The sequence below is a fragment of the Mesorhizobium sp. B4-1-1 genome, from assembly GCF_006439375.1.
Taxonomy (GTDB): domain Bacteria; phylum Pseudomonadota; class Alphaproteobacteria; order Rhizobiales; family Rhizobiaceae; genus Mesorhizobium.
On record NZ_VFTH01000009.1, the window covers coordinates 204,387 to 224,181 of the forward strand.

Below are 19,795 nucleotides of genomic sequence, written 5' to 3' on the forward strand. Positions count from 1 at the left end.
AACCAGACCAGACGTGGCCAACAAATGCGGCAATGGGACGGCTGGCTCAAATCAGCGTCTTGCCGACTAACATGATCGGCCGACTGACAAGATCGAGCATGTTTCGTCGCCGATTGCCAGCAGCTTGCCTGGTTATCCAAGGGCCGGGCTGCCGGCATTGCCGGCGAGATTGGGTGACCTCAGCCGCGAAATACCCATGCTATTCTCGCGCGGACGAAGAAGATGCTGCGAGGTGACCAATGCCGCAGAAAAGCGCGGGCCTGCTGATCCATAGGCGCATTGCCGGTGTGTTCGAATTCCTGCTCGTCCACCCGGGCGGGCCGTTCTGGGCAAGAAAGGATGAAGGCGCGTGGTCCATCCCGAAAGGACTGATCGGCGGCAATGAGGATGAGCTGGAGGCCGCCAAACGCGAGGCCGAAGAGGAGCTCGGCGTCGCCGTCGACGGCGATTTCCGGCCGCTCGGCGGCTACAAGCAGCCGGGGGGCAAGATCGTCATCGCGTGGAGCGTCGAGGCCGACATCGATGCCGATGCCATCAGGAGCAACATGTTCACCCTGGAATGGCCGCCAAAATCGGGACGCATGAAGGAATTCCCGGAAGTGGATCGAGCCGGCTGGTTTCCATTGCCCGAAGCCGGGCTCAAGATCCTGAAGGGCCAGCGCGCCATGCTCGACGATTTCCTGGAGCGGCGGGGCGCGGACTAAAATGCCTTGCTATCCTGCTTCGCCCGCAATCGCCTTCACCGCCGTATGATGCCGGCGCAGCGCGGCCAGGAAGCCGGCGCGGGAGTCGGGCGGCTCGAGGCCCCGCGGCTCGTAGACATGGCGGATGAAGAAGAAGCCGGTCAGCCGGAAGGCGTCTTCCAGTGCTGCCGCATCGGCGCGCAGGCCGGAACCGCGCTGCAGGAAGGCGGGCAGCGCCAGCATCTTGTCATGCCAGGCCGCACCGGCTTCGCGCGACACGGCGCGTCCGGATCTCGGCGAGACATAGGCGAGATCCTGCCTGGAGCCGGTCGCCGCGCACTGGCTGAGGTCGAGGCCGAAGCCCAATTCATCGAGGATGAGCAGCTCGAAGCGCGCCACCAGCTCGCCCGCCGCGTCGGCATCGCCCAGATGGGAGATCATCACGGCAAGCGCCTCGTAAAGGCCGCCATGGGCATCGCGCTCGGGCAGGAGCCTGAGATGCGCGGCCATGGTCAGCAGGCCGTAGACGGCGACCGCACTGTCCATCAAACGCGCGGCGTTCATCTCGATCGCCTCGGCCTGGAAGATACCCAGATGCTCGTCGAGCCGAGCCCGCCACAGAAGGTCGACGCGGTTGCCGGGCTGCAGTACCGGCTGCTGCTTGCGCGAGCGCCCTCCCCGCACCAGGCCGAGATGGCGGCCATGCGCGCGCGTCATCACCTCGAGGATGGCGCTGGTTTCGCCATGCTTGCGAGTGCCGAGAACGATTCCCTCGTCGCGCCATTCCATGAGACGAGCTTTTCACCTGTTGCGCGGCGAAATCAAGAGAGGGAAAGATTGTACGCATGATGTGCGTACGTTATATTCGATACGAAGGAAAACTGAAATGCCCAAACCAGCCAGTGAAAAATCCGAGCGCTTCAACATCCGTATACGGCCGGCGCAAAAGGCGATGATAGCGCGCGCGGCGGCGCTGTCGAACAAGGACATGACCGACTTCATCCTCGACAAGGTGCTGCCCGAGGCGGAGGCCGTAATCAAGGCGGTCGAGAAGATCGAGGTCTCGGAACGAGACTTCAGGCGCATTCTCGATCTGCTTGAGCATCCTCCGAAGCCCAATGCAAAACTGCGCGCCGCCATCGCGGCTCTCCCCGACACGATATGACGTTGCCTGCCTGGCAAGAGGAGCCGATCGCAAAATCGCATGATCGCGCGTCCTTCGATTGCGGTGACGTGCAGATGAATGATTTTCTGCGGCGCTTCGCCAGGCAGAGCCATGAGCAAAATGCGTCGAAAACATTTTGCGCCGTCGATTCCTCCGCCGCCCGAAACCGTATCCTTGGCTTCTATACGATCGCGCCCTCGGCCGTGGCCCACGAGTTGGTGCCCACAACCATGATAAAAGGCCTTGCCAGGCATGAAGTGTCTGGGTTCAAGCTCGCGCGCCTTGCCACCGACTTGACGGTGGCGGGGCACGGCCTCGGTGGTCAGCTTCTAGCCGCAGCCGCTTTACGCTGTCTCCGCGTCGCCACCGAGAGCGGCGGCTTGCTGCTTATTATCGACGCCAAGAGTGAGCGCGCGGCCAACTGGTATCGCGGGTATGGCGCTGAGTCGCTCACGGGTGCCCCGTTGACCCTCGTGATACCACTGGCGACCTTCGCCGAAGCTTTCACAGCCAAAGGCCTGTAGTGAGCGGCAGTCACGCAAGGTCCCTTGAACGGCAAGCGCTTTCAGCGACAAGCATCAATGGGGAAATTCCAACCCCATCTCGCGGTAGCGCTCTGGGTCGTCGCCCCAATTCTCGCGCACCTTCACGAACAGGAAGAGGTGCACTTTCTGCTCCAGAATGCCAGCGATCTCCATCCGCGCGGCTTGCCCGATGGCGCGGATCGTCTCGCCCTTGTGGCCGAGCACGATCTTCTTCTGGCTGTCGCGCTCGACATAGATGACCTGCTCGATGCGCACCGAGCCGTCCTTCTTCTCTTCCCATTTCTCGGTTTCGATATGCGAGGAATAGGGCAGCTCCTGGTGGAGCCTCAGATAAAGTTTTTCGCGAGTGATCTCGGCCGCGAGCTGGCGCATCGGCAGGTCGGAGATCTGGTCTTCCGGATAGTACCAGGGCCCCAAGGGAAGCGTCTCGGCGAGATAGTCGAGCAGGTCCTTGCAGCCGGAGCCGGTCAGCGCGGAGACCATGAAAGTGCGCTTGAACGGAACGCGGTCGTTCGCGGTCGCGGCCAAGGCGAGAAGCGTCTCCGGCTTGACGCGATCGACCTTGTTGAGGACGAGCAGCATCGGCTGCCGGACGTCCTTCAGCCGGTCGAGGATGGCATCGGCATCGCCCTTGATGCCGCGCTCGGCGTCGATCAGCAGCACTACGATATCGGCATCCTTGGCGCCGCCCCAGGCGGTGGTCACCATCGCCGTGTCCAGCCGCCGCTTCGGCTTGAAGATGCCCGGCGTGTCGACGAAGACGATTTGCGCGTTGTCATGCGTGGCAATGCCGCGCACGATGGCGCGGGTGGTCTGCACCTTGTGGGTGACGATCGACACCTTGGCGCCGACCAGTTGGTTGACCAGCGTCGACTTGCCGGCATTGGGCGCGCCGATCAGCGCGACGAATCCGGAGTGCGTCGCGGGGGCCTCGGGGGTTTCAATTTCCGTCATGCCGCGCTCCATACGCCTTCGCGCAGCAAAAGAGTAGCCGCCGCGGCCTGCTCGGCCTCGCGTTTGGAGCGGCCGATGCCGGTCGCGGGAGCGAAAGAGCCGACCTTGACGCTGACCGTGAACAGTGGGTCGTGGTCCGGTCCCTCGCGGCTGTCGACGCGGTAGGCCGGCACGGCGCCGGTGGCCGCCTGGTGCGCCCACTCCTGCAATTCGGTCTTGGCGTCGCGCCGCGCGGCCCCTGTCGCTTGCGAGCGTGGCCGCCAGTAGCGGTGGATGAACGCGCGGGCAGCCTCGATGCCGCCGTCGAGGTAGAGCACGGCTATCAGCGATTCCAGCGCATCGGCGCGCAGATTGGTGCGCTTGCGTCCCTCGAGATTGCGCACATCGGAACCGGCGCGCACGAGTTCCGGCAGGCCAATCTGTTCGGAGATTTCCGACAGCGCCTCGGCATTGACCAGCGCGTTGAGGCGCAGCGACAACTCGCCCTCGGCGGCATCGGGAAAGGCCGCGAGCAGCATGTCGGCCACGACGAGGCCGAGAACGCGGTCACCCAGGAATTCGAAACGCTCGTAGTCGACGCCGGCATGGGTCGACCGGGCGCTGGCATGGGTCAGCGCCCGCTGCAGGCGCTGGCGGTCGGCGAAGACATGGCCGGTGCGCTCGACAAGCGCTTCGGCAAGGGCATCGGCGGTCAAACGCTTGCTGGCCGCCATCGCTCTAGTGGACGAAATGGAACAGGCGCCCGGCGCGCATCAGCGACGGCCACTTCCAGATCTCGAGCGGGCTCGCCTTGCCGGCGATCGAGAAGAAGATGACGTTGGCGCGGCCGACAAGGTTCTCGGCCGGCACATAGCCTACGGCGAAGCGACTGTCGGAGGAATTGTCGCGATTGTCGCCCATCATGAAATAGTGCCCGGCCGGCACGACGAATTCGCGCGTGTTGTCGCCGATCGAATCGGAATTGATGTCGAGCGTGTCGTAGCTGACGCCGTTCGGCAGCGTTTCACGGTAGACGTCGATCGGCCGGTTTTCCTCGGTGACATCGGGATTGTCGATCTGGCCGGTCTTTACGCGCGGCACGCCGACATCATTGATGAAAAGCTGGCCATCCTTCACCTGAATCTTGTCGCCGGGCAGGCCGACGACGCGCTTGATGTAGTCGACCGACGGATCCGGCGGGAACTTGAACACCACCACGTCGCCGCGCTTGGGCTCGGAGCCCCAGATGCGGCCCGAGAAGAGATCGGGACCGAAGGGCAACGAGTACCGCGAGTAGCCATAGGACCATTTGGTGACGAAGAGATAGTCGCCTTCGAGGAGCGTCGGGCGCATCGAGCCCGACGGAATGGAGAAAGGCTGGAAGAGCAGCGTGCGGATGACGAGCGCGAGCAGCAGAGCCTGGATGATGACGGAGAAGGTTTCACCAAGCCCGCCGGATTTCTTCTGCGATTTTTCAGCCACGCTCATGTCGTCCTCGATTGTGCGATGTTGGTATAGAGTCTCGGCGGGCGCTGAGCAACGTCATGCCGCTCGTGGTCAAATGGAATCAATGTGGCGCTTGTTCGGCGGGCACTGCCTCGATGATCACAAAGGCTTGAGCAAGCGGGAAATCATCGGTGATGGTGAGATGGATCAGCGCACAGTGGCCTTTCGGCAGGATTTTCTCCAGCCTGGCCGCGGCGCCGCCGGTCAGCGCCATGGTCGGCGCGCCGCTCGGCAGATTGACCACGCCCATGTCGCGCCAGAACACGCCCTCGGCCATGCCGGTGCCCAACGCCTTGGCGCAGGCCTCCTTGGCGGCGAAGCGCTTGGCATAGGAGGCAGCGCGGGCGGCGCGCTTTTCCGACTTGGCTTGTTCGACCTCGGTATAGATGCGCTGGATGAAGCGCCCGCCGTGCCGCTCCAGCGATTTTTCGATGCGTCTGATGTCGATCAGGTCGCTGCCGATGCCGATGATCATTCCGCCGGCACTTCCCGCCCGCCCTGCCGCGCTTTCTTCTCGGCGCGCTCGACCATGCGCTTCCTGCGCTGCTCGCGAAACACGGTCATGCCCCAGCGCGTGATGGCGTAGAACACGAGCCCGAAGACGAGGCCAAGCGGCACCGCGCCAACGAGCATCGGCTCCAGAACGGGGTGCCAGAGCTTCGCGAAGGAGAGCTTGTGCATCATTTCGCCCAAATGCTCGGGCGGGCCGTGCTTCGGCAGGTGCTCATGCAGGAGCAGTTTGCCGGTTTCCCAGGACGCGCCCCACAAAAGCGGGAACGTCAACGGATTGCCGAAGAACACGGCGCCGAGCGCCGCCGCGACCAGATTGCCGGCGATGATCCAGCACAAAACGGCAGCGACGATGAAGTGGAAGCCAAGCGGGAAGAAGGAAGCGAAAACGCCCGCGGCGACGCCGGCGGCGACGGAATGCGGCGTCGCCTTCAGCCGCAGGATGCGTTTGGAGAAATATTGCACGGAACGCGAGAACGAGCGGCGCGGCCAAAGATAAGTACGCACCCGCTCCAGGAGGCCATCAGGCTCTCGGCGTCGAAAAAGCACTCTGTTCCAGTTCCCGGTCCAACACGCGCTGCCCCTGCCCACCGGGACGCGCCACACATATCTTGCGCTTCGATGGCGCAGAAAGGCAACAAGTCTTTGATATAGCGACGGCCAGGCCGCGTAACAACGAAACGCCGCCGCGATGGTCTGCCGCAGGCTGTAACAACGGCTTCATTCTGGCGAAACTGAGGAGAAGAACCAGGATGCGGAGCCGATGATCACCATTCGACCGGCGCGGGCCGAGGACACCGAAGCATTGCCGCCTATCGAACAATCGGCCGGGGAAGCGTTCCGCGCCATTCCGGACCTGGCGTGGCTCGCCGACGGAGACAATGTCAGCCCGGAGCGGCACCGCGCGCTGATCGCCGGTGGCGCATGCTGGGTTGCCGCCGACGATCAGGACCGGCCGGTCGGGTTCCTGAGCGCCGGGATGGAGGGCGATACGCTGCATATCTGGGAGTTGGACGTTCGCCTCGACCGGCAGGGTTCGGGCATCGGCCGGGCTTTGCTTGAACGGGCGCTTGGGGACGCCAGGCAGCGCGGCCTGGCAGGGGTGACGCTGACCACGTTTCGCGACGTCGCCTGGAACGCACCCTTCTATCAGCGGTGCGGATTTCGCATCCTGGAAGGCGCCGAGGTCGACAGACGGCTGGCCGATCTGCTCAGCGACGAGGCCGATCACGGCATGGCTTTGGGCCAGCGCTGCGCCATGCTGCTCGATCTCAGTCGAGCCGGTATTCGCTGACCTCGACCAGATTATCGTCGGGATCGCGGAAATAGACCGACATCATCGGGCCGCGCGCGCCGGTTCGTAAGACCGGACCGACTTCGATCGCCACGCCATTGGCTTCGAGGCTAGCCTGGACTTCGGCAAGCGGCACTGCCGCCACGAGGCAGAAATCGCCGGAACCGGGCGTCGGCGTCTTGGCCTTCGGCTCGAAAGTACGGCCGACCTCATGCAGGTTGATCTTCTGCACGCCGAACAGAAGCGCGGTCGGCCGGTTCGGTTCATCCAGGCGCCGCATGCCGAGCACACGCTCGTAGAATTCGCAGGTCGCCTCCACCGAGCGAACCGTCAGCACGAAATGGTCGATGCCGGCGATCATCGCCGCCTCGGCGCGCATCTCCGGGAAGGAGATTCAAGCGATGCGCCCAAGTGCTTGTTTTCATACATTGCGATGTCAGATGTTGCGGCTTCCCGGCTTAACGGCGGGAATGGCGGCGAGTTCCGGCGGCAGGCGGTCGGCGGGATAGGCCGGCACCTCATATTCGGCAAGCGCGATCAGCGGCACGCCGACATCGGTCTTACCGGCCGAGCGGTCGATGATGCAGGCGGCCGCCACCACTTCCGCGCCGATCTCGCGCAGGCAATCGATGGTCTCGCGGATCGACAGGCCCGTGGTGACGATGTCCTCGACGATGACGACGCGCGAGCCTTCGGCAATCTCGAAGCGGCGGAGCCTGAATTCGCCCCCTTCCCGCTCGACCCAAATCGCCGGCGCGCCGAGATGACGGGAGGTCTCATAGGCCGGGATCAGGCCGCCGATCGCCGGGCCGACGACATAGTCGATCCTGCCCGGCACCGCTTTCCGGATTTTCTCGGCCAGCGCCTTGCACAGGCGCTCGGTCTTGTCGGCATGCATGAAGACCCGCGCCTTTTGCAGAAAGACCGGACTGCGCAGGCCGGACGTCAGGATGAAATGACCTTCGAGAACGGCGCCGGCCTCACGGAAAATGCCCAGCACTTCGTCGGTGTTCATTTTTATCCCCCATTCAATCCCTGACCCGTTCCACTTTTCGCGGTCAGGGTCCAGTCATTTAGCCGTTAACGCGCCGCGCATCGCTGACGCTCGAATTGTCCTTCAACTGCGACAGCAGCCGGTTGAGATGCTTGAGGTCCCAGACCTCGAGATCGATCAGCATCTCGGTGAAATCGGGCGCCGTGCGTATCATCGACAGCGTGTGGATATTGGCGTCGTTGGACGCCACCACCTGGGCGATGTCGGCCAGCGAACCCGGCGCATTGATGGCAGTGACCGAAATGCGCGCCGGGAAACGTTCCTTGGTGCGTTCGTCGATGTCCCAGCGCACGTCGATCCAGCGCTCGGGCTGGTCGTCGAAGGCCTGCAGCGCCGGCGACTGGATCGGATAGATGGTAATGCCGGTTCCGGGCTGGATGATGCCGACGATGCGGTCGCCGGGCACCGCCCCTTCCGGGGCGAAGCGCACCGGCAGGTCACCGCGCACGCCACGGATCGGCACCGCGCCGTCGCGTTGCTGGTCCTTGTCCTTTCGCGCGGCGCGAGTGCCGGGCATCTGGAACAGCATGCCGGCAGCGTTGCGTATCTTCGACCAGCCTTCCTCGCGCTGCTTGGGCGGCGCGACGGTGACGCGCTCGTCCTTATAGTCGGGGAAGACCGCTTTCATGACATCGGTGGAGCTCAGCTCGCCGCGGCCGACCGAGGCCAGCACGTCCTCGATGTCCTTGCGCGCCAGCCGGTGCAGAACCGGCTTCAGGCTCTCCTTGGTGAAGGTCTTGCCGGCGCGCTCGAAGGCGCGCTCGAGGATGCGGACGCCGAGGCCGGAATATTGCTTGCGTATCGCATTCTTGGTGGCGCGGCGGATGGCGGCCCGCGCCTTGCCGGTGACCACGACCGATTCCCAGGCTGCGGGCGGCACTTGCGCCTTGGAGCGGATGATCTCGACCTCGTCGCCATTCTTCAGTTCAGTCATCAACGGCATGATGCGGCCATTGACCTTGGCGCCGACGCAGGTATCGCCGACGTCGGTGTGGACGGCATAAGCGAAGTCTATCGGGGTCGCGCCGCGCGGCAGCGCGATCAGCATGCCCTTGGGGGTGAAGCAGAACACCTGGTCCTGGAACAGCTCCAGCTTGGTGTTCTCGAGGAAATCCTCTGGATTGTCGCCCTCGGCCAGTTGCTCGATGGTGCGCCGCAGCCAGGCATAGGCGTTGGTCTCCCTGGAGATCGCATGCGCCGCGCCGTTCACCTTGCCGCCTGTGTCCTTGTAGATCGAATGGGCGGCGACGCCGTATTCGGCGATCTTGTTCATCTCCTTGGTGCGGATCTGCAGTTCGACGCGCTGGCGCGACGGGCCGACGATGGTGGTGTGGATGGAACGGTAGTCGTTCTGCTTCGGCGTCGAGATGTAGTCCTTGAAGCGGCCGGGCACCATCGACCAGGTGGTATGGATGGCGCCAAGCGCGCGGTAGCAGTCATCGACGGAATCGACCACGACGCGAAAACCGAAAATGTCGGAGAGTTGCTCGAAGGATAGCGCCTTGGCCTCCATCTTGCGGAACACCGACCATGGCTTCTTCTGCCGGCTCTTCACGCTCGCCTTGATGGCGCGCTTCTCGAACAGGCCGGAAAGCGCCGTCTCGATCTCCTGCAGGACGCCCTTGTTGCGCTCGAAAATCTCGGCGAGCCTTGCGGTGACGGCGCGATAAGCCTCCGGATTGATGTAGCGGAAGGCGATTTCTTCCAGTTCCTCGCGCATGCCCTGCATGCCCATGCGCCCGGCCAAGGGCGCATAGATGTCCATCGTCTCCTCGGCGATGCGCAGGCGTTTGGACTCGGGCATATGGTCGAGCGTGCGCATGTTGTGCAGGCGGTCGGCGAGCTTGACCAGAAGAACGCGAATATCCTCGGAGATCGCGAGCAGGAGCTTGCGCAAATTCTCCGCCTGCTCGGCCTTCTTCGAGACCAGGTCGAGCTTCTTCAGCTTGGTGAGGCCTTCGACCAGCTTGCCCATTTCCGGACCGAACAACTCGTCGATCTCGGCTCTTGTCGCCGTCGTGTCCTCGATCGTGTCGTGCAGCAAGGCAACGGCGATCGTCGCCTCGTCCATATGCATGTCGGTGAGGATGGCGGCGACTTCGAGCGGATGCGAGAAATAGGGATCGCCCGAGGCGCGCTTCTGGTGGCCATGCTTCTGCATGGCATAGACATAAGCCTTGTTGAGCAGCGCCTCGTTGACGTCAGGCTTGTAGCGCTGGACGCGCTCGACAAGCTCATACTGACGCATCATGGGCGGGATCTCGCGGTGCTGAAATGATTGATGCGCCGCACTGGCGTGCGACGCACCTCATAGATAGCCACGAAACTTAAGATACGGAAGTCCTGGATGGTTGATCCAACCCGGACAAAAGCTCTTAGTAGTCGTCGCTCTTTTCGGGCGGCACCAGACCTTCGATGCCGGCGAGCAAGTCTTCCTCGCTCATGCGGTCGAACGTAACGTTCTCCTCAGCGTCGTCGGTGCCGGCAGCAGCGACGGTCGCGCCGGTCTCGTCGGTGATCGCCTCGCCCTCGGCTTCCGGCTCGTCGACCTCGACATGCTTCTGCAGCGAGTGGATCAGGTCTTCCTTGAGGTCGTCGGGCGACAGCGTCTCGTCGGCGATCTCGCGCAGCGCGATGACCGGGTTCTTGTCATTGTCGCGCGGAACGGTGATCTGCGCGCCCTGGCTGATCTGGCGGGCGCGGTGGCCGGCAAGCAGCACGAGTTCAAAACGGTTGTCGACCTTGTCGATGCAATCTTCAACGGTTACGCGGGCCATGGACTGCCCCTTTCATGCGATGGATTTGATGGAAAGCTGACGCGCTCCATAACGCGGGCGCGGCCGAAATACAAGCTTCATGGCGTCGACGTCAGCTTTGCCGGCCGTTGCCTGGCTCATCACCGCGCTACGCCATGAAGCTGCCTACATAGTGGCGATCACAATTGCTTGCAATGCAGGGGCCTGCCCTTGGATATCCACAAATTGCGCGTTATCTCGGATGTGACGGTACCGAGGCCCATTTGTCGGACCTATTCGTCAAACGCTTTTAGACGACAGAAATTTTCGAAAGGAATGTTTTTCAATGTTCGATCCCCGTGAAAAGATCGCTCTTTTCATCGACGGCGCCAATCTCTATGCCACGTCCCGGGCGCTGGGCTTCGACATCGACTACCGCAAGCTCCTGTCGAGCTTCCAGAAGCGCGGCTACCTGCTGCGCGCTTACTATTACACCGCGCTGGTCGAGGATCAGGAATATTCATCGATCCGGCCGCTGATCGACTGGCTAGACTATAACGGCTTCAAGGTGGTGACGAAGCCCGCCAAGGAATTCACCGACTCGACCGGCCGCCGCAAGATCAAGGGCAACATGGACATCGAGCTGACTGTCGATGCGCTGGAGCTCGCCGATGTCGTCGATCACTATGTGATCTTCTCCGGCGACGGCGACTTCCGCACGCTGGTCGAAGCGCTGCAGCGGCGCGGCCGCAAGGTGTCGATCATCTCGACCATGGCTTCCCAGCCGCCGATGATCTCCGACGACCTGCGCCGCCAGGCCGATCATTTCATCGACCTGATGTCGTTGAAGAGCGAAGTCGGCCGCGACCCGTCCGAGCGGCCCGCGCGCCGGCCGGAACCCGCCGAGGTCGACGAGGACGATTATTGACGAGCGGCGGCCTTGATCGCCGCGCCCTCCCCCGAACCCGGCCATGACTGCCCGCTCTGTCCGCGGCTGCACGATTTCATCGCGGCTTGGCGCGAGCGCGAGCCCGGCTGGTTCAACGCGCCGGTGCCGACCTTCCTGCCCCCGGAAGGCGAAGGTTCCGTCAGGCTGCTGATCGTCGGGCTGGCGCCCGGCCTGCGCGGCGCCAACCGCACGGGACGCCCCTTCACTGGCGACTACGCCGGCGACCTGCTCTACGGCACGATGATCGCGCATGGCCTGGCGCGCGGCGAGTTCAAGGCGCGGCCGGATGACGGGCTCGAGCTTGTCGGCACGGCCATCACCAATGCGGTGCGCTGCGTGCCGCCGGAGAACAAGCCGGTGGGCGCCGAGATCGCCACCTGCCGGACCTTTCTCAAGCCGACCATCGCGCGCTTTCCCAATCTCAGCGCCATACTGACGCTGGGCTCGATCGCGCATCAGTCGACGGTGCGGGCATTGGGCGAGCGCGTGGCGGCCATTCCGTTCCGCCACGGCGGCCGGCAGCAGGCCGGCGGTATCGCGCTGTTTTCCAGCTATCACTGCTCGCGCTACAACACCAATACGGGCGTGTTGACGCAGGAGATGTTCGTCAATGTGTTCAAGGAGATTGCGGCGTTCCTGAAGACCTAGATTCAGGGCGCGGATAAAGCGGCCAGCGTCTCGCGGCTGCCCTTCAAAACGTTGAGATCGACATCGCCTTCGATGCCGTCGACGCGGCCCATGTTGTGATACTGCCAGTAGATCCAGTCGTTCTCGCGCGGCCTGATCGCCAGTGACCGCAGCCAGCGCTGGCGGCTGAGGATGCTGCCGGAATAGGCGTCCGCCGCCTCGTCGGTCAGATAGAAAACCGCCTGCTTGCCGAACGCTGTCTCGACCGGACCGAGGAAGGCGGCGAGCTCGGCGTTCAACTGTTCGGGAGACGGACGCTGCGGGCAATTGCCGCCGAACTCGATGTCGACCACCGGTGGCAGAAGCGGCTCGCCCCGCGGCACCACCGCAATGAAGTTCCTCGCCTGATCGGCGCCGGGGCGGCAGAAGGTGAAGAAATGATAGGCGCCGACCGCCAGGCCGGCCGCGCGGGCTTCGCGCAAGTTGGTTGCGAATTGGGTATCGACATGGGTGCCGCCTTCGGTTGCCTTTATGATCGCGAAGGCGACATCGTCTGCCGCGACGCGTTGCCAGTCGATCTTTCCCTGATGGTGGGAGACGTCGATGCCGCGGATCGGGAACTCCGCGCGGTCGGGCGAAAAGCCACGGAACCAGAAATAGGCGCCTGCCGCGACAGCACAGGCGACAACCACGCCGGCAAGGCCCCAGAAAACAATCCGCTTCCCCAAGACCATCCCCCTTGTCGCAAAAGGCGCGTGCGCGCCGGACCAGAGAGCCGGCCGGTGGCTTTTTTCAGGCGGCCTGTTTCCGCCGGCGGCGAAAGCTCCTTTGTTTTGACGCAATTCCGAACGGAAAACCGCTACGCACTTTCGTGGAATTGCTTTAGCCGCGTTCTTTCAGCAGCCGGCCCTTTTCGCGCGACCAGTCGCGCTGCTTTTCGGTCTCGCGCTTGTCGTGCAGCTTCTTGCCTCGCGCAATGGCAAGCAGCAGCTTGGCGCGGCCGCGGTCGTTGAAATAGATTTTCAGCGGCACCAGCGTCATGCCTTCGCGCTCGACGCTTTGCGAGAGCTTGGCCATCTCGCGCTTCGAGACCAGCAGTTTGCGGCGGCGGCGCGGCTCGTGGTTGAAGCGGTTGGCCTGCAGATATTCCGGCAGATAGGAGTTGATCAGCCAGATCTCGCCGCCTTCGGCCGAGGCATAGCTCTCCTGGATGTTGGCCTGGCCCTGGCGCAGCGACTTGACCTCGGTGCCGGTCAGCACCAAGCCGGTCTCGATGGTGTCGAGAACCTCATAGGAAAAGCGCGCCTTGCGGTTTTCGGCGACCGTCCTGTTGTTGGGGTCGGCTTTCTTGACTTGATTCATAATGCGGAGAGGTGGCGCCTCATTCCTAATTAATCAAGCCGGCATGCTTGAGCGCCGCGTCGATCTTTTCCGCGGTCGAAGCCTCGACCGTCACCAGCGGCGAACGCACCACATTCTCGAGCTTGCCCAGCTTCGACAACGCGTATTTCGACCCCGAGACACCAGGCTCAATGAAGATCGCCTTGTGAAGCGGCAGCAGGCGATCCTGCAGGTCGAGCGCCTTGGCGCTGTCGCCGGAAAGCGTCGCTTCCTGGAACTCGGAGCAAAGGCGCGGCGCGACATTCGAGGTGACCGAAATACAGCCGACACCGCCATGCGCGTTGAAGCCGAGCGCGGAGGCATCCTCGCCGGAAAGCTGGATGAAATCCTTGCCGCAGGTCATGCGCTGCTCGGAGACACGCTCGACCTTGCCGGTCGCGTCCTTGACGCCGGCAATGTTCTTGAAGTCGTGGCGCAGCCTGCCCATCGTCTCCGGCGTCATGTCGATCACCGAACGCGGCGGGATATTGTAGATGATGATCGGCAGCCTGGTCGCCTTGGCGACAGCGGCGAAATGCTCATAGAGTCCGCGCTGCGTGGGCTTGTTGTAATAGGGCGTGACGACAAGGGCGGCATCGGCGCCGGCCTTTTCGGCATATTGCACCAGTCCGACCGCTTCCTCAGTGTTGTTGGAGCCCGCGCCGGCCACGACGGGCACCCTGCCCTTGGCCACCTCGATGCAGACCTTGACGACCTGACGGTGCTCCTCATGCGACAGCGTCGGCGACTCGCCGGTGGTGCCGACAGGAACCAGACCCTTGGTGCCTTCGGCGATCTGCCATTCCACAAATGAGCGAAAGGCTTTCTCGTCGAAGCGCCCGATCTTTTCGAACGGTGTCACGAGCGCAGTCAGCGAGCCTCTCAGCATGTCGTCCAAACTCCTTGGAACGTTGTCGATTTATGCATGTCGTCGTCCCAAAACCGGTTCCCACTTTTGGGCGACATGCATCGGTGTTCATTAGATCGGTTGGTTGCGCGCCTTCTAGCCGAAAGCGGAGCCGCGCACCATAGTCTCGACATGGTTCAGCAGCAAGCATGGGAATAGTGCCAGCGGGTGCAATTCGAACGGCCTCGATAACCTTTTGTTTACGAGCCTTTCACGACCTAAGTTTAGGCTTCGCATCGGGTTCTCAAATGCCCGCGCCTGCTGACGATGTGCTAGGATCGTAAAATGCCGACGAAGCGGCCCCATCTTTTCGCGCTTTTGGGCGCGATCGTCGCGCTGATGCCCACCGTGGCGATCGGCGGCAGCGTCGATGTGCGCGCGACAGCCTCGATTCCGGCGCCCGACCCGCCGCAGGCGCCGGGCCAGATGTCGACCGCCCCCGACATAGCGCAACTGAAGAGCGGGCTCGATGCACTCGCCGCCAACAACATCGCCGGCGCGCGCAATGCGCGCGACACGCTGCCCGCCACCTCGCTCGACCGGCACATCCTTGCCTGGGCGATCGCGCTTTACGGCGGCGATCAGGTGCCGAGTGGCGAGATCGCCGACGCGGCCAAGATGCTGCCGGGATGGCCCGGCACGATCGCGTTGCGCAAGAACAGCGAGCGCGCGCTCTATCGCGAGAACCCGCCGCCGCAAGTGGTGGTGCAGGCCTTCGGCCGCAGCCAGCCGCTGACGCCCGAGGGTGTGATCATCCTTGCCCGCTCGCAGATGGCGCTGGGCAACCAGGCGGCGGCGCGCGCGGTGCTGGTGCCGTTCTGGCGCACCGAGAAGCTGGAAGCAAAGGACGAGGCGACCGTCATCAAGGAGTTCGGCGCGCTGATCCCGGCGGCCGACCATCGCTACCGCATGGAGCGCATGTTCTATGCCGACCGGCCGTCCTCGGCGCTGAGGGTCGCCGGCCTCGCTGGCGCACAGCCCCTGGCGGATGCCTGGGCGGCTGCCGACAAGGGCGACAAGAACGCCGCCAAGCTGTTGAAGGCGGTGCCCGCCGCGCAGCGCTCCGCCGGCTATTTCTTCGCCGAGGCGGAATATCTGCGCAAGCAGCAGAAATTCGCCGATGCCGCGGCAATCGTCGTGAAGGCGCCGACCGATCGCGATTCGCTGGTCGACCCCGATGCCTGGTGGGTCGAACGCCGCGTGCTGTCGCGTGAGCTGGTCGACCAGGGCGACATGAAGACCGCCTACAAGATCGTCTCCATGCACGCCGCCGAGAGCCCGCTGAACGCCGCCGAAGCCGAATTCCATGCCGGCTGGTATGCATTGCGCGGCCTCAACGATCCGGCGACCGCCGCCGGGCATTTCACGCGCATCACCGAATTCGCCCAGGGACCGGTGTCGCTGTCGCGCGCCTATTACTGGCTCGGCCGCGCGGCGGAAGTCGGCGGCCCAGGCAACGCCAAGGATTACTTCACGCGTGCGGCCGGCTACGGCACGACCTTCTACGGACAGCTCGCGGGCGAGCGCGTGGGCTTGAGAACGCTCAACATCGGCTATCCGAAACCGAGTGCCGCCGATCGTCAGAGCTTTGACAACCGAGAAGCAGTCGGCGCGATCAAGCGGCTGCAGGAAGCAGGCTACGACCGCTATGCCGAAACGCTCTACCGCGACCTTGCCGGGCAACTGACCAGCCCGGGCGAACTGGCGCTGCTTGCGATGCTGGCCGAAAAGCAGGGCAACCATTTCATGGCGCTGAAGGTCGGCAAGATCGCCGGGCAGCGCGGCATTGATGTCGGCGCGCTTTCGCATCCGCTGGGTGTCATTCCCGATTCGGCCAACATTTCGGGGTCCGGCAAGGCGCTCGCCTACGCCATCGCCCGCCAGGAAAGCGAGTTCAATATCGGCGCCGTTTCCAGCGCCGGCGCACGCGGCCTGCTGCAGCTGATGCCGGGCACCGCCAAGCAGTTGGCGAAGAAGGCCGGCATGACCTTTTCGCAGGCGCGGCTGACGACGGATGCCGGCTACAACGCGACGCTGGGCTCGGCCTTCCTTGGCGAGCAGTTGGACCGCTTCGGCGGCTCCTACGTGCTGACCTTCGCCGGCTACAATGCCGGCCCCAATCGCGCCGCCCAATGGGTGGCGAAATACGGCGATCCGCGCGGCAAGGACGTCGACGCGGTCGTCGATTGGATCGAGCGGATTCCCTACACGGAAACAAGAAGTTACGTGCAGCGCGTGATGGAGAATTATGAGGTCTATAAGATGCGTATTTCAGGGAAATACGACATCGTGGGCGACCTCGTGAACGGGCGCAGCTGAAGACTTTCCCTTCTCCCTTGTGGGAGAAGGAAAGAACTCGCCATTTGACGATCCCCGCCCTCGCCTGTAGCTGTCGATTACCCAGCGAGGAGCGGTATTGCGATGGCGAGCGACGAAGGTTTCTCCGACTTCTTCTATCCCTCGCCCGACGGCCTGAAACTTCATGCCCGGATCTATGGCGAACCGAATGCCAAGGGCTGCCCGGCAGTCTGCCTGCCCGGCCTCACCCGCAATGCGCGCGACTTTCATGAACTCGCGATCCATCTTTCCAAGAGAACGGAGAGCCCCCGGAAAGTCATTGCCTTCGACTACCGCGGCCGCGGGCAATCCGACCACGATCCCGATATCGGCCATTATAATGTCGGGGTCGAAGCCGGCGACGTGCTTGCCGGGCTGTCTGCGCTCGGCATCGAACAAGCCGCCTTCGTCGGCACTTCGCGCGGCGGCCTGATCATCCATGTGCTCGGCGCATTGAAGCCGGCCTTACTAAGGGCCGTCGTCCTGAACGACATCGGCCCGGTGATCGAGGTGGAGGGCCTCGCCCATATCCGCTCCTATCTCGACCGCGCGCCGAAACCGAAGACCTTCGCCGAGGCGGTGGATGCCCAGCGGCGCGTGCACGGCGCCGACTTCCCCAACCTGACCGACGCCGACTGGGCACGCATGGTGGGCGCGATCTGCCGCGAAACGGATGCCGGCTGGGTGCCGGATTTCGATCCGGCCCTTGTCGACACGCTGGCCGGCGTCGACTTCGGCAAGCCGCTGCCGGATTTGTGGCCGCAGTTCGACGCGCTCGCCGCCATTCCACTGCTCGCGATTCGCGGCGCAAACTCGAAACTGCTTTCCACGGCGACGCTTCAAGCGATGCAGGAGCGGCACCCCGGCATGGAACAGACCACCGTCGAAGGCCAGGGCCACGCGCCCTTCCTCGAAACCGGCGACTTGCCTGGAAAGATTGCCGCATTCCTCGATCGGGCCGAATATCGAGTAGAAATGAAATAAAGCCCGAGACTATGTCAGCCCCGGGCTTACCATCCAAATATAGATTTGCGCATGCCGGCGGGAGCGATCCGCCCGTCTATTCGCCTTTCGAGCGCTTGCGGGGCGCCTTGGCCGATTCCGGCCCTTTCGCTTTCCGAGACGGCGGGGCAGAGGTCGGCGTCGTGAGGGGCGACGCGAACACGGAGGCTTCGGCCGAGCGAGACGACGCCTCGTCGCCGCGTGGCTTCTCGAGAACGACCACACAGCCATCGAGATCGTTGGTGGCCAGATGCGCGTAGCGCATTGTCATCGACAAGGTCTGATGGCCCAGCCACATCTGGACGCGCCTTATGTCGATACCGCCCTGGACCAGACGTGAAGCGCAAGTGTGACGCAGGATGTGCGGCACCACCTGTTCGTCGGCGCCGAGACCGACTTCGGTCTTCGCCTCGTTCCAGATTGCGCGGTACTGCGCCTGGGTGAGCTTGGTGAACGGGCCTTTCGGCCGGCGTCCTTCCGTGTTCGGCGGCAGCTTGATGACTTCCTTGACGCGCTCGGTCATCGGAATGGTGCGACTGCGGCCGGATTTGGTGATCCAGAAGGAGACGCGATGTTCCTGGATGTCGTTCCATATCAGGCCGAGCGCCTCGCCGAGGCGGCAGCCGGTATCGACCAGGAAGACGGAAAGCCTGTAGGCATCTTCGCTGCGGCTCCTGATCGCCGCAAACAGCCTTGCTTCTTCGTCCCTTTCGAGGAAACGAATCCGTCCCGCCCGCTCCTTCTGGCGGCGGAACTCGGGCAGGCTGTGGATATCTCCCATCTTATGCGCCTTACGCAGCAATTTGCTGAGGGCAGCCATCTTGCGGTTGATGGTTGCGTTGCTGTTGCCGCGCTGGCGCAATGTACCGATAAGATTGTCCAGGGTGTTCTGGTCAAAGGTGCTGAAACGCTCTCCCAGAAGGATCTCGTCTATTTCACCGATGAAAGAGCTGACATTGTATTTATGCCGCCCATCATCCCAGAGTATATCTCGATAAGCTACGAAAAGCTCTCCGATCCTATACGACTTTACTTCTCGGATCTTGTTGTAGGTGTATCGAAAGTTCGAATTCTGAGAAGAAAATACCGCAAAATGACCAGAGGGCTCACCCTCTTGAATCGCTTCGTTCGACATTTTAGCCACACCCCCTGTGGTTAAGGGACCAGCCCTAACCGCTTGGGAGTGTCCTTTCAAGAGTTTTCGAATCTTGTCGACGATCTCATCCGCCAGCGCGGAACCCACAAGATCGCCCAACAGACCCGATCAGCTTACCGTTTCACCCCCATCCTTTCGTTCGAATTGCCGCCACCGCGGAAACAAAAACGGCCCGGGCGTGGAAGCGCCCGGGCCGGATTTCACCTGTAGGGTTCCAGCCCTTAGAAGTCGCGCTGGAAGCGGACGAAGCCGCCGAGGGCATTCTTCTTGCCGGCTTCCATCTTGGTCCAGTTGAATTCGCCCGGGTTGTTGTAGTCGTTGTGAGCCCAGTCGAGTTCGGTGATGACCGAGAAGCCGGGAACGATCGTGTAGGCGACGTTCGCCGCAAGACCGAATTCCTTGGCTTCGTCATACGAAACCTGGAGGTTGAACGAGGTCTTCTCGTTGAACTTGTAGGTGCCGCCGCCCCACACTGCCCAGTTGCCGCCCCACGGCTTGTAGAAGTTACGGTCGGAGTTCTTGTCCGTGCCGTAGCCGCCGATAACGAACAGCGAGAAGGCCTCGTTGACGTTCACGTCCAAGCGAACCTTGCCGGCCCACTCTTCCCAGTTGCTGTTGTATGCGACGACGCCGCTGATGCCGCCCCAACCCTGCGTATACTTCAGGCCACCGACGATGTGCGGAACGTAGCTGTCGATCGTGCCGACACCATAACCATAAGTAGCACCTGGCGCGGCCTGGTCGGCGCCGCCGGAACCTTCTTCGAGAGAGGCCATCGCCGAGAAACCGTTGCCGGCGTCGAAGTAGTACTGAACGACACCGGTCTTGAACCCGCCGTAGGGAACGATGGTGTCGTTGACGACGTTGCCGGCGTAGCCGACGAACGTATCAAAGGCCGATTCGTCCAAGCCGACCCGCAGGCCGCCAAGCTGAATCCAAGCAAAGTGAGCATTGACCTCCGTTGCGCCGTCGTTGAAGTCGAAACGGGTCTCGGTGTAGGTTTTCAAGGTGC

At 63.1% G+C, this 19,795-nt stretch carries 23 protein-coding genes; 8 read left to right on the plus strand and 15 right to left on the minus strand.

Translation table 11 applies throughout. From position 1 onward, the window contains the following. The first annotated feature begins 239 nt into the window (after positions 1-239). A complete protein-coding gene (locus FJW10_RS15450) occupies positions 240-704 on the plus strand; it encodes an NUDIX domain-containing protein (protein WP_140900751.1) in 465 nt (154 codons plus the stop codon). 9 nt (positions 705-713) lie between these two features. On the opposite strand, the gene recO is transcribed toward FJW10_RS15450, so the two are convergent. Next, positions 714-1,472, minus strand: a complete 759-nt coding sequence (gene recO / locus FJW10_RS15455; RefSeq protein ID WP_140831124.1) for a DNA repair protein RecO — start codon at positions 1,470-1,472, stop codon at positions 714-716. 97 nt (positions 1,473-1,569) lie between these two features. Here recO and FJW10_RS15460 point away from each other — a divergent pair, with 97 nt between their 5' ends. Then, positions 1,570-1,848, plus strand: a complete 279-nt coding sequence (locus FJW10_RS15460) for a DUF1778 domain-containing protein (protein WP_140900752.1) — start codon at positions 1,570-1,572, stop codon at positions 1,846-1,848. Continuing rightward, on the plus strand, positions 1,845-2,372 hold the full coding sequence (locus FJW10_RS15465; protein WP_140900753.1) for a GNAT family N-acetyltransferase: 528 nt from the start codon (positions 1,845-1,847) through the stop codon (positions 2,370-2,372). The genes FJW10_RS15460 and FJW10_RS15465 overlap by 4 nt, the downstream gene beginning before the upstream one ends. A gap of 54 nt (positions 2,373-2,426) precedes the next feature. Here FJW10_RS15465 and era read toward each other — a convergent pair whose 3' ends face one another. From era to FJW10_RS15490, 5 genes are all read right to left on the minus strand, one after another. After that, positions 2,427-3,359: a GTPase Era gene (gene era, locus FJW10_RS15470; RefSeq protein ID WP_181177543.1), complete on the minus strand. Its 933-nt coding sequence runs from the start codon at positions 3,357-3,359 to the stop codon at positions 2,427-2,429. Further along, positions 3,344-4,060: a ribonuclease III gene (gene rnc / locus FJW10_RS15475; RefSeq protein WP_140900755.1), complete on the minus strand. Its 717-nt coding sequence runs from the start codon at positions 4,058-4,060 to the stop codon at positions 3,344-3,346. The genes era and rnc overlap by 16 nt, the downstream gene beginning before the upstream one ends. Before the next feature lie 4 nt (positions 4,061-4,064). Beyond that, a complete protein-coding gene (gene lepB, locus FJW10_RS15480) occupies positions 4,065-4,814 on the minus strand; it encodes a signal peptidase I (RefSeq protein WP_140831116.1) in 750 nt (249 codons plus the stop codon). Between the two features lie 79 nt (positions 4,815-4,893). Further along, on the minus strand, positions 4,894-5,307 hold the full coding sequence (gene acpS, locus FJW10_RS15485) for a holo-ACP synthase (RefSeq protein WP_140900756.1): 414 nt from the start codon (positions 5,305-5,307) through the stop codon (positions 4,894-4,896). Further along, the gene (locus FJW10_RS15490; RefSeq protein ID WP_140900757.1) at positions 5,304-5,891 is read right to left on the minus strand and encodes a DUF2062 domain-containing protein; all 588 of its coding nucleotides are present in this window, start codon (positions 5,889-5,891) and stop codon (positions 5,304-5,306) included. Before FJW10_RS15490 ends, acpS begins: the two co-directional genes overlap by 4 nt. A 214-nt stretch (positions 5,892-6,105) precedes the next feature. Here FJW10_RS15490 and FJW10_RS15495 point away from each other — a divergent pair, with 214 nt between their 5' ends. Continuing rightward, complete coding sequence (locus FJW10_RS15495) at positions 6,106-6,636, plus strand: GNAT family N-acetyltransferase (protein ID WP_140900758.1); 531 nt, start codon at positions 6,106-6,108, stop codon at positions 6,634-6,636. On the opposite strand, the gene FJW10_RS15500 is transcribed toward FJW10_RS15495, so the two are convergent. The 4 genes from FJW10_RS15500 to rpoZ form a co-directional block, all read right to left on the minus strand. Further along, positions 6,614-6,997 (minus strand): VOC family protein, encoded by a 384-nt coding sequence (locus FJW10_RS15500; RefSeq protein ID WP_140900759.1) that lies wholly within the window; start codon positions 6,995-6,997, stop codon positions 6,614-6,616. The genes FJW10_RS15495 and FJW10_RS15500 overlap by 23 nt on opposite strands. Positions 6,998-7,072: 75 nt before the next feature. Next, complete coding sequence (gene pyrE, locus FJW10_RS15505) at positions 7,073-7,651, minus strand: orotate phosphoribosyltransferase (RefSeq protein ID WP_140644371.1); 579 nt, start codon at positions 7,649-7,651, stop codon at positions 7,073-7,075. A 58-nt stretch (positions 7,652-7,709) separates the two neighbouring features. Beyond that, on the minus strand, positions 7,710-9,941 hold the full coding sequence (locus FJW10_RS15510) for a bifunctional (p)ppGpp synthetase/guanosine-3',5'-bis(diphosphate) 3'-pyrophosphohydrolase (RefSeq protein ID WP_140831106.1): 2,232 nt from the start codon (positions 9,939-9,941) through the stop codon (positions 7,710-7,712). Positions 9,942-10,065: 124 nt separating this feature from the next. After that, positions 10,066-10,467 (minus strand): DNA-directed RNA polymerase subunit omega, encoded by a 402-nt coding sequence (gene rpoZ, locus FJW10_RS15515; protein WP_140831104.1) that lies wholly within the window; start codon positions 10,465-10,467, stop codon positions 10,066-10,068. 304 nt (positions 10,468-10,771) lie between these two features. Here rpoZ and FJW10_RS15520 point away from each other — a divergent pair, with 304 nt between their 5' ends. Together FJW10_RS15520 and FJW10_RS15525 are read left to right on the plus strand one after the other, a co-directional pair. Then, positions 10,772-11,353 carry an NYN domain-containing protein gene (locus tag FJW10_RS15520; RefSeq protein WP_140644365.1) on the plus strand — a complete coding sequence of 194 codons (582 nt, stop codon included), beginning with the start codon at positions 10,772-10,774 and terminating at the stop codon, positions 11,351-11,353. Between the two features lie 15 nt (positions 11,354-11,368). Next, complete coding sequence (locus tag FJW10_RS15525; protein ID WP_140900778.1) at positions 11,369-12,022, plus strand: uracil-DNA glycosylase; 654 nt, start codon at positions 11,369-11,371, stop codon at positions 12,020-12,022. Between the two features lie 2 nt (positions 12,023-12,024). On the opposite strand, the gene FJW10_RS15530 is transcribed toward FJW10_RS15525, so the two are convergent. From FJW10_RS15530 to dapA, 3 genes are all read right to left on the minus strand, one after another. Continuing rightward, a complete protein-coding gene (locus tag FJW10_RS15530) occupies positions 12,025-12,729 on the minus strand; it encodes a glycoside hydrolase family 25 protein (RefSeq protein ID WP_246674274.1) in 705 nt (234 codons plus the stop codon). A 154-nt stretch (positions 12,730-12,883) separates the two neighbouring features. Next, positions 12,884-13,363, minus strand: coding sequence for an SsrA-binding protein SmpB (smpB, locus tag FJW10_RS15535; RefSeq protein ID WP_041002108.1), 480 nt, complete (start codon positions 13,361-13,363; stop codon positions 12,884-12,886). A 25-nt stretch (positions 13,364-13,388) separates the two neighbouring features. After that, on the minus strand, positions 13,389-14,270 hold the full coding sequence (gene dapA, locus FJW10_RS15540; RefSeq protein ID WP_140900761.1) for a 4-hydroxy-tetrahydrodipicolinate synthase: 882 nt from the start codon (positions 14,268-14,270) through the stop codon (positions 13,389-13,391). A gap of 303 nt (positions 14,271-14,573) precedes the next feature. On the opposite strand from dapA, the gene FJW10_RS15545 reads away from it, so the two are divergent. Together FJW10_RS15545 and FJW10_RS15550 are read left to right on the plus strand one after the other, a co-directional pair. Next, positions 14,574-16,607 (plus strand): lytic transglycosylase domain-containing protein, encoded by a 2,034-nt coding sequence (locus tag FJW10_RS15545; RefSeq protein WP_140900762.1) that lies wholly within the window; start codon positions 14,574-14,576, stop codon positions 16,605-16,607. 102 nt (positions 16,608-16,709) lie between these two features. Then, positions 16,710-17,609 (plus strand): alpha/beta hydrolase, encoded by a 900-nt coding sequence (locus FJW10_RS15550; protein WP_140900763.1) that lies wholly within the window; start codon positions 16,710-16,712, stop codon positions 17,607-17,609. A 76-nt stretch (positions 17,610-17,685) separates the two neighbouring features. Here the strand turns inward: FJW10_RS15550 and FJW10_RS15555 are convergent, their stop codons facing one another. Next, positions 17,686-18,762, minus strand: a complete 1,077-nt coding sequence (locus tag FJW10_RS15555; protein ID WP_140900764.1) for a site-specific integrase — start codon at positions 18,760-18,762, stop codon at positions 17,686-17,688. 242 nt (positions 18,763-19,004) lie between these two features. Next, positions 19,005-19,795, minus strand: a 791-nt coding sequence (locus FJW10_RS15560; RefSeq protein WP_140900765.1) for a porin, incomplete at its 5' end; no start/stop codon positions are given.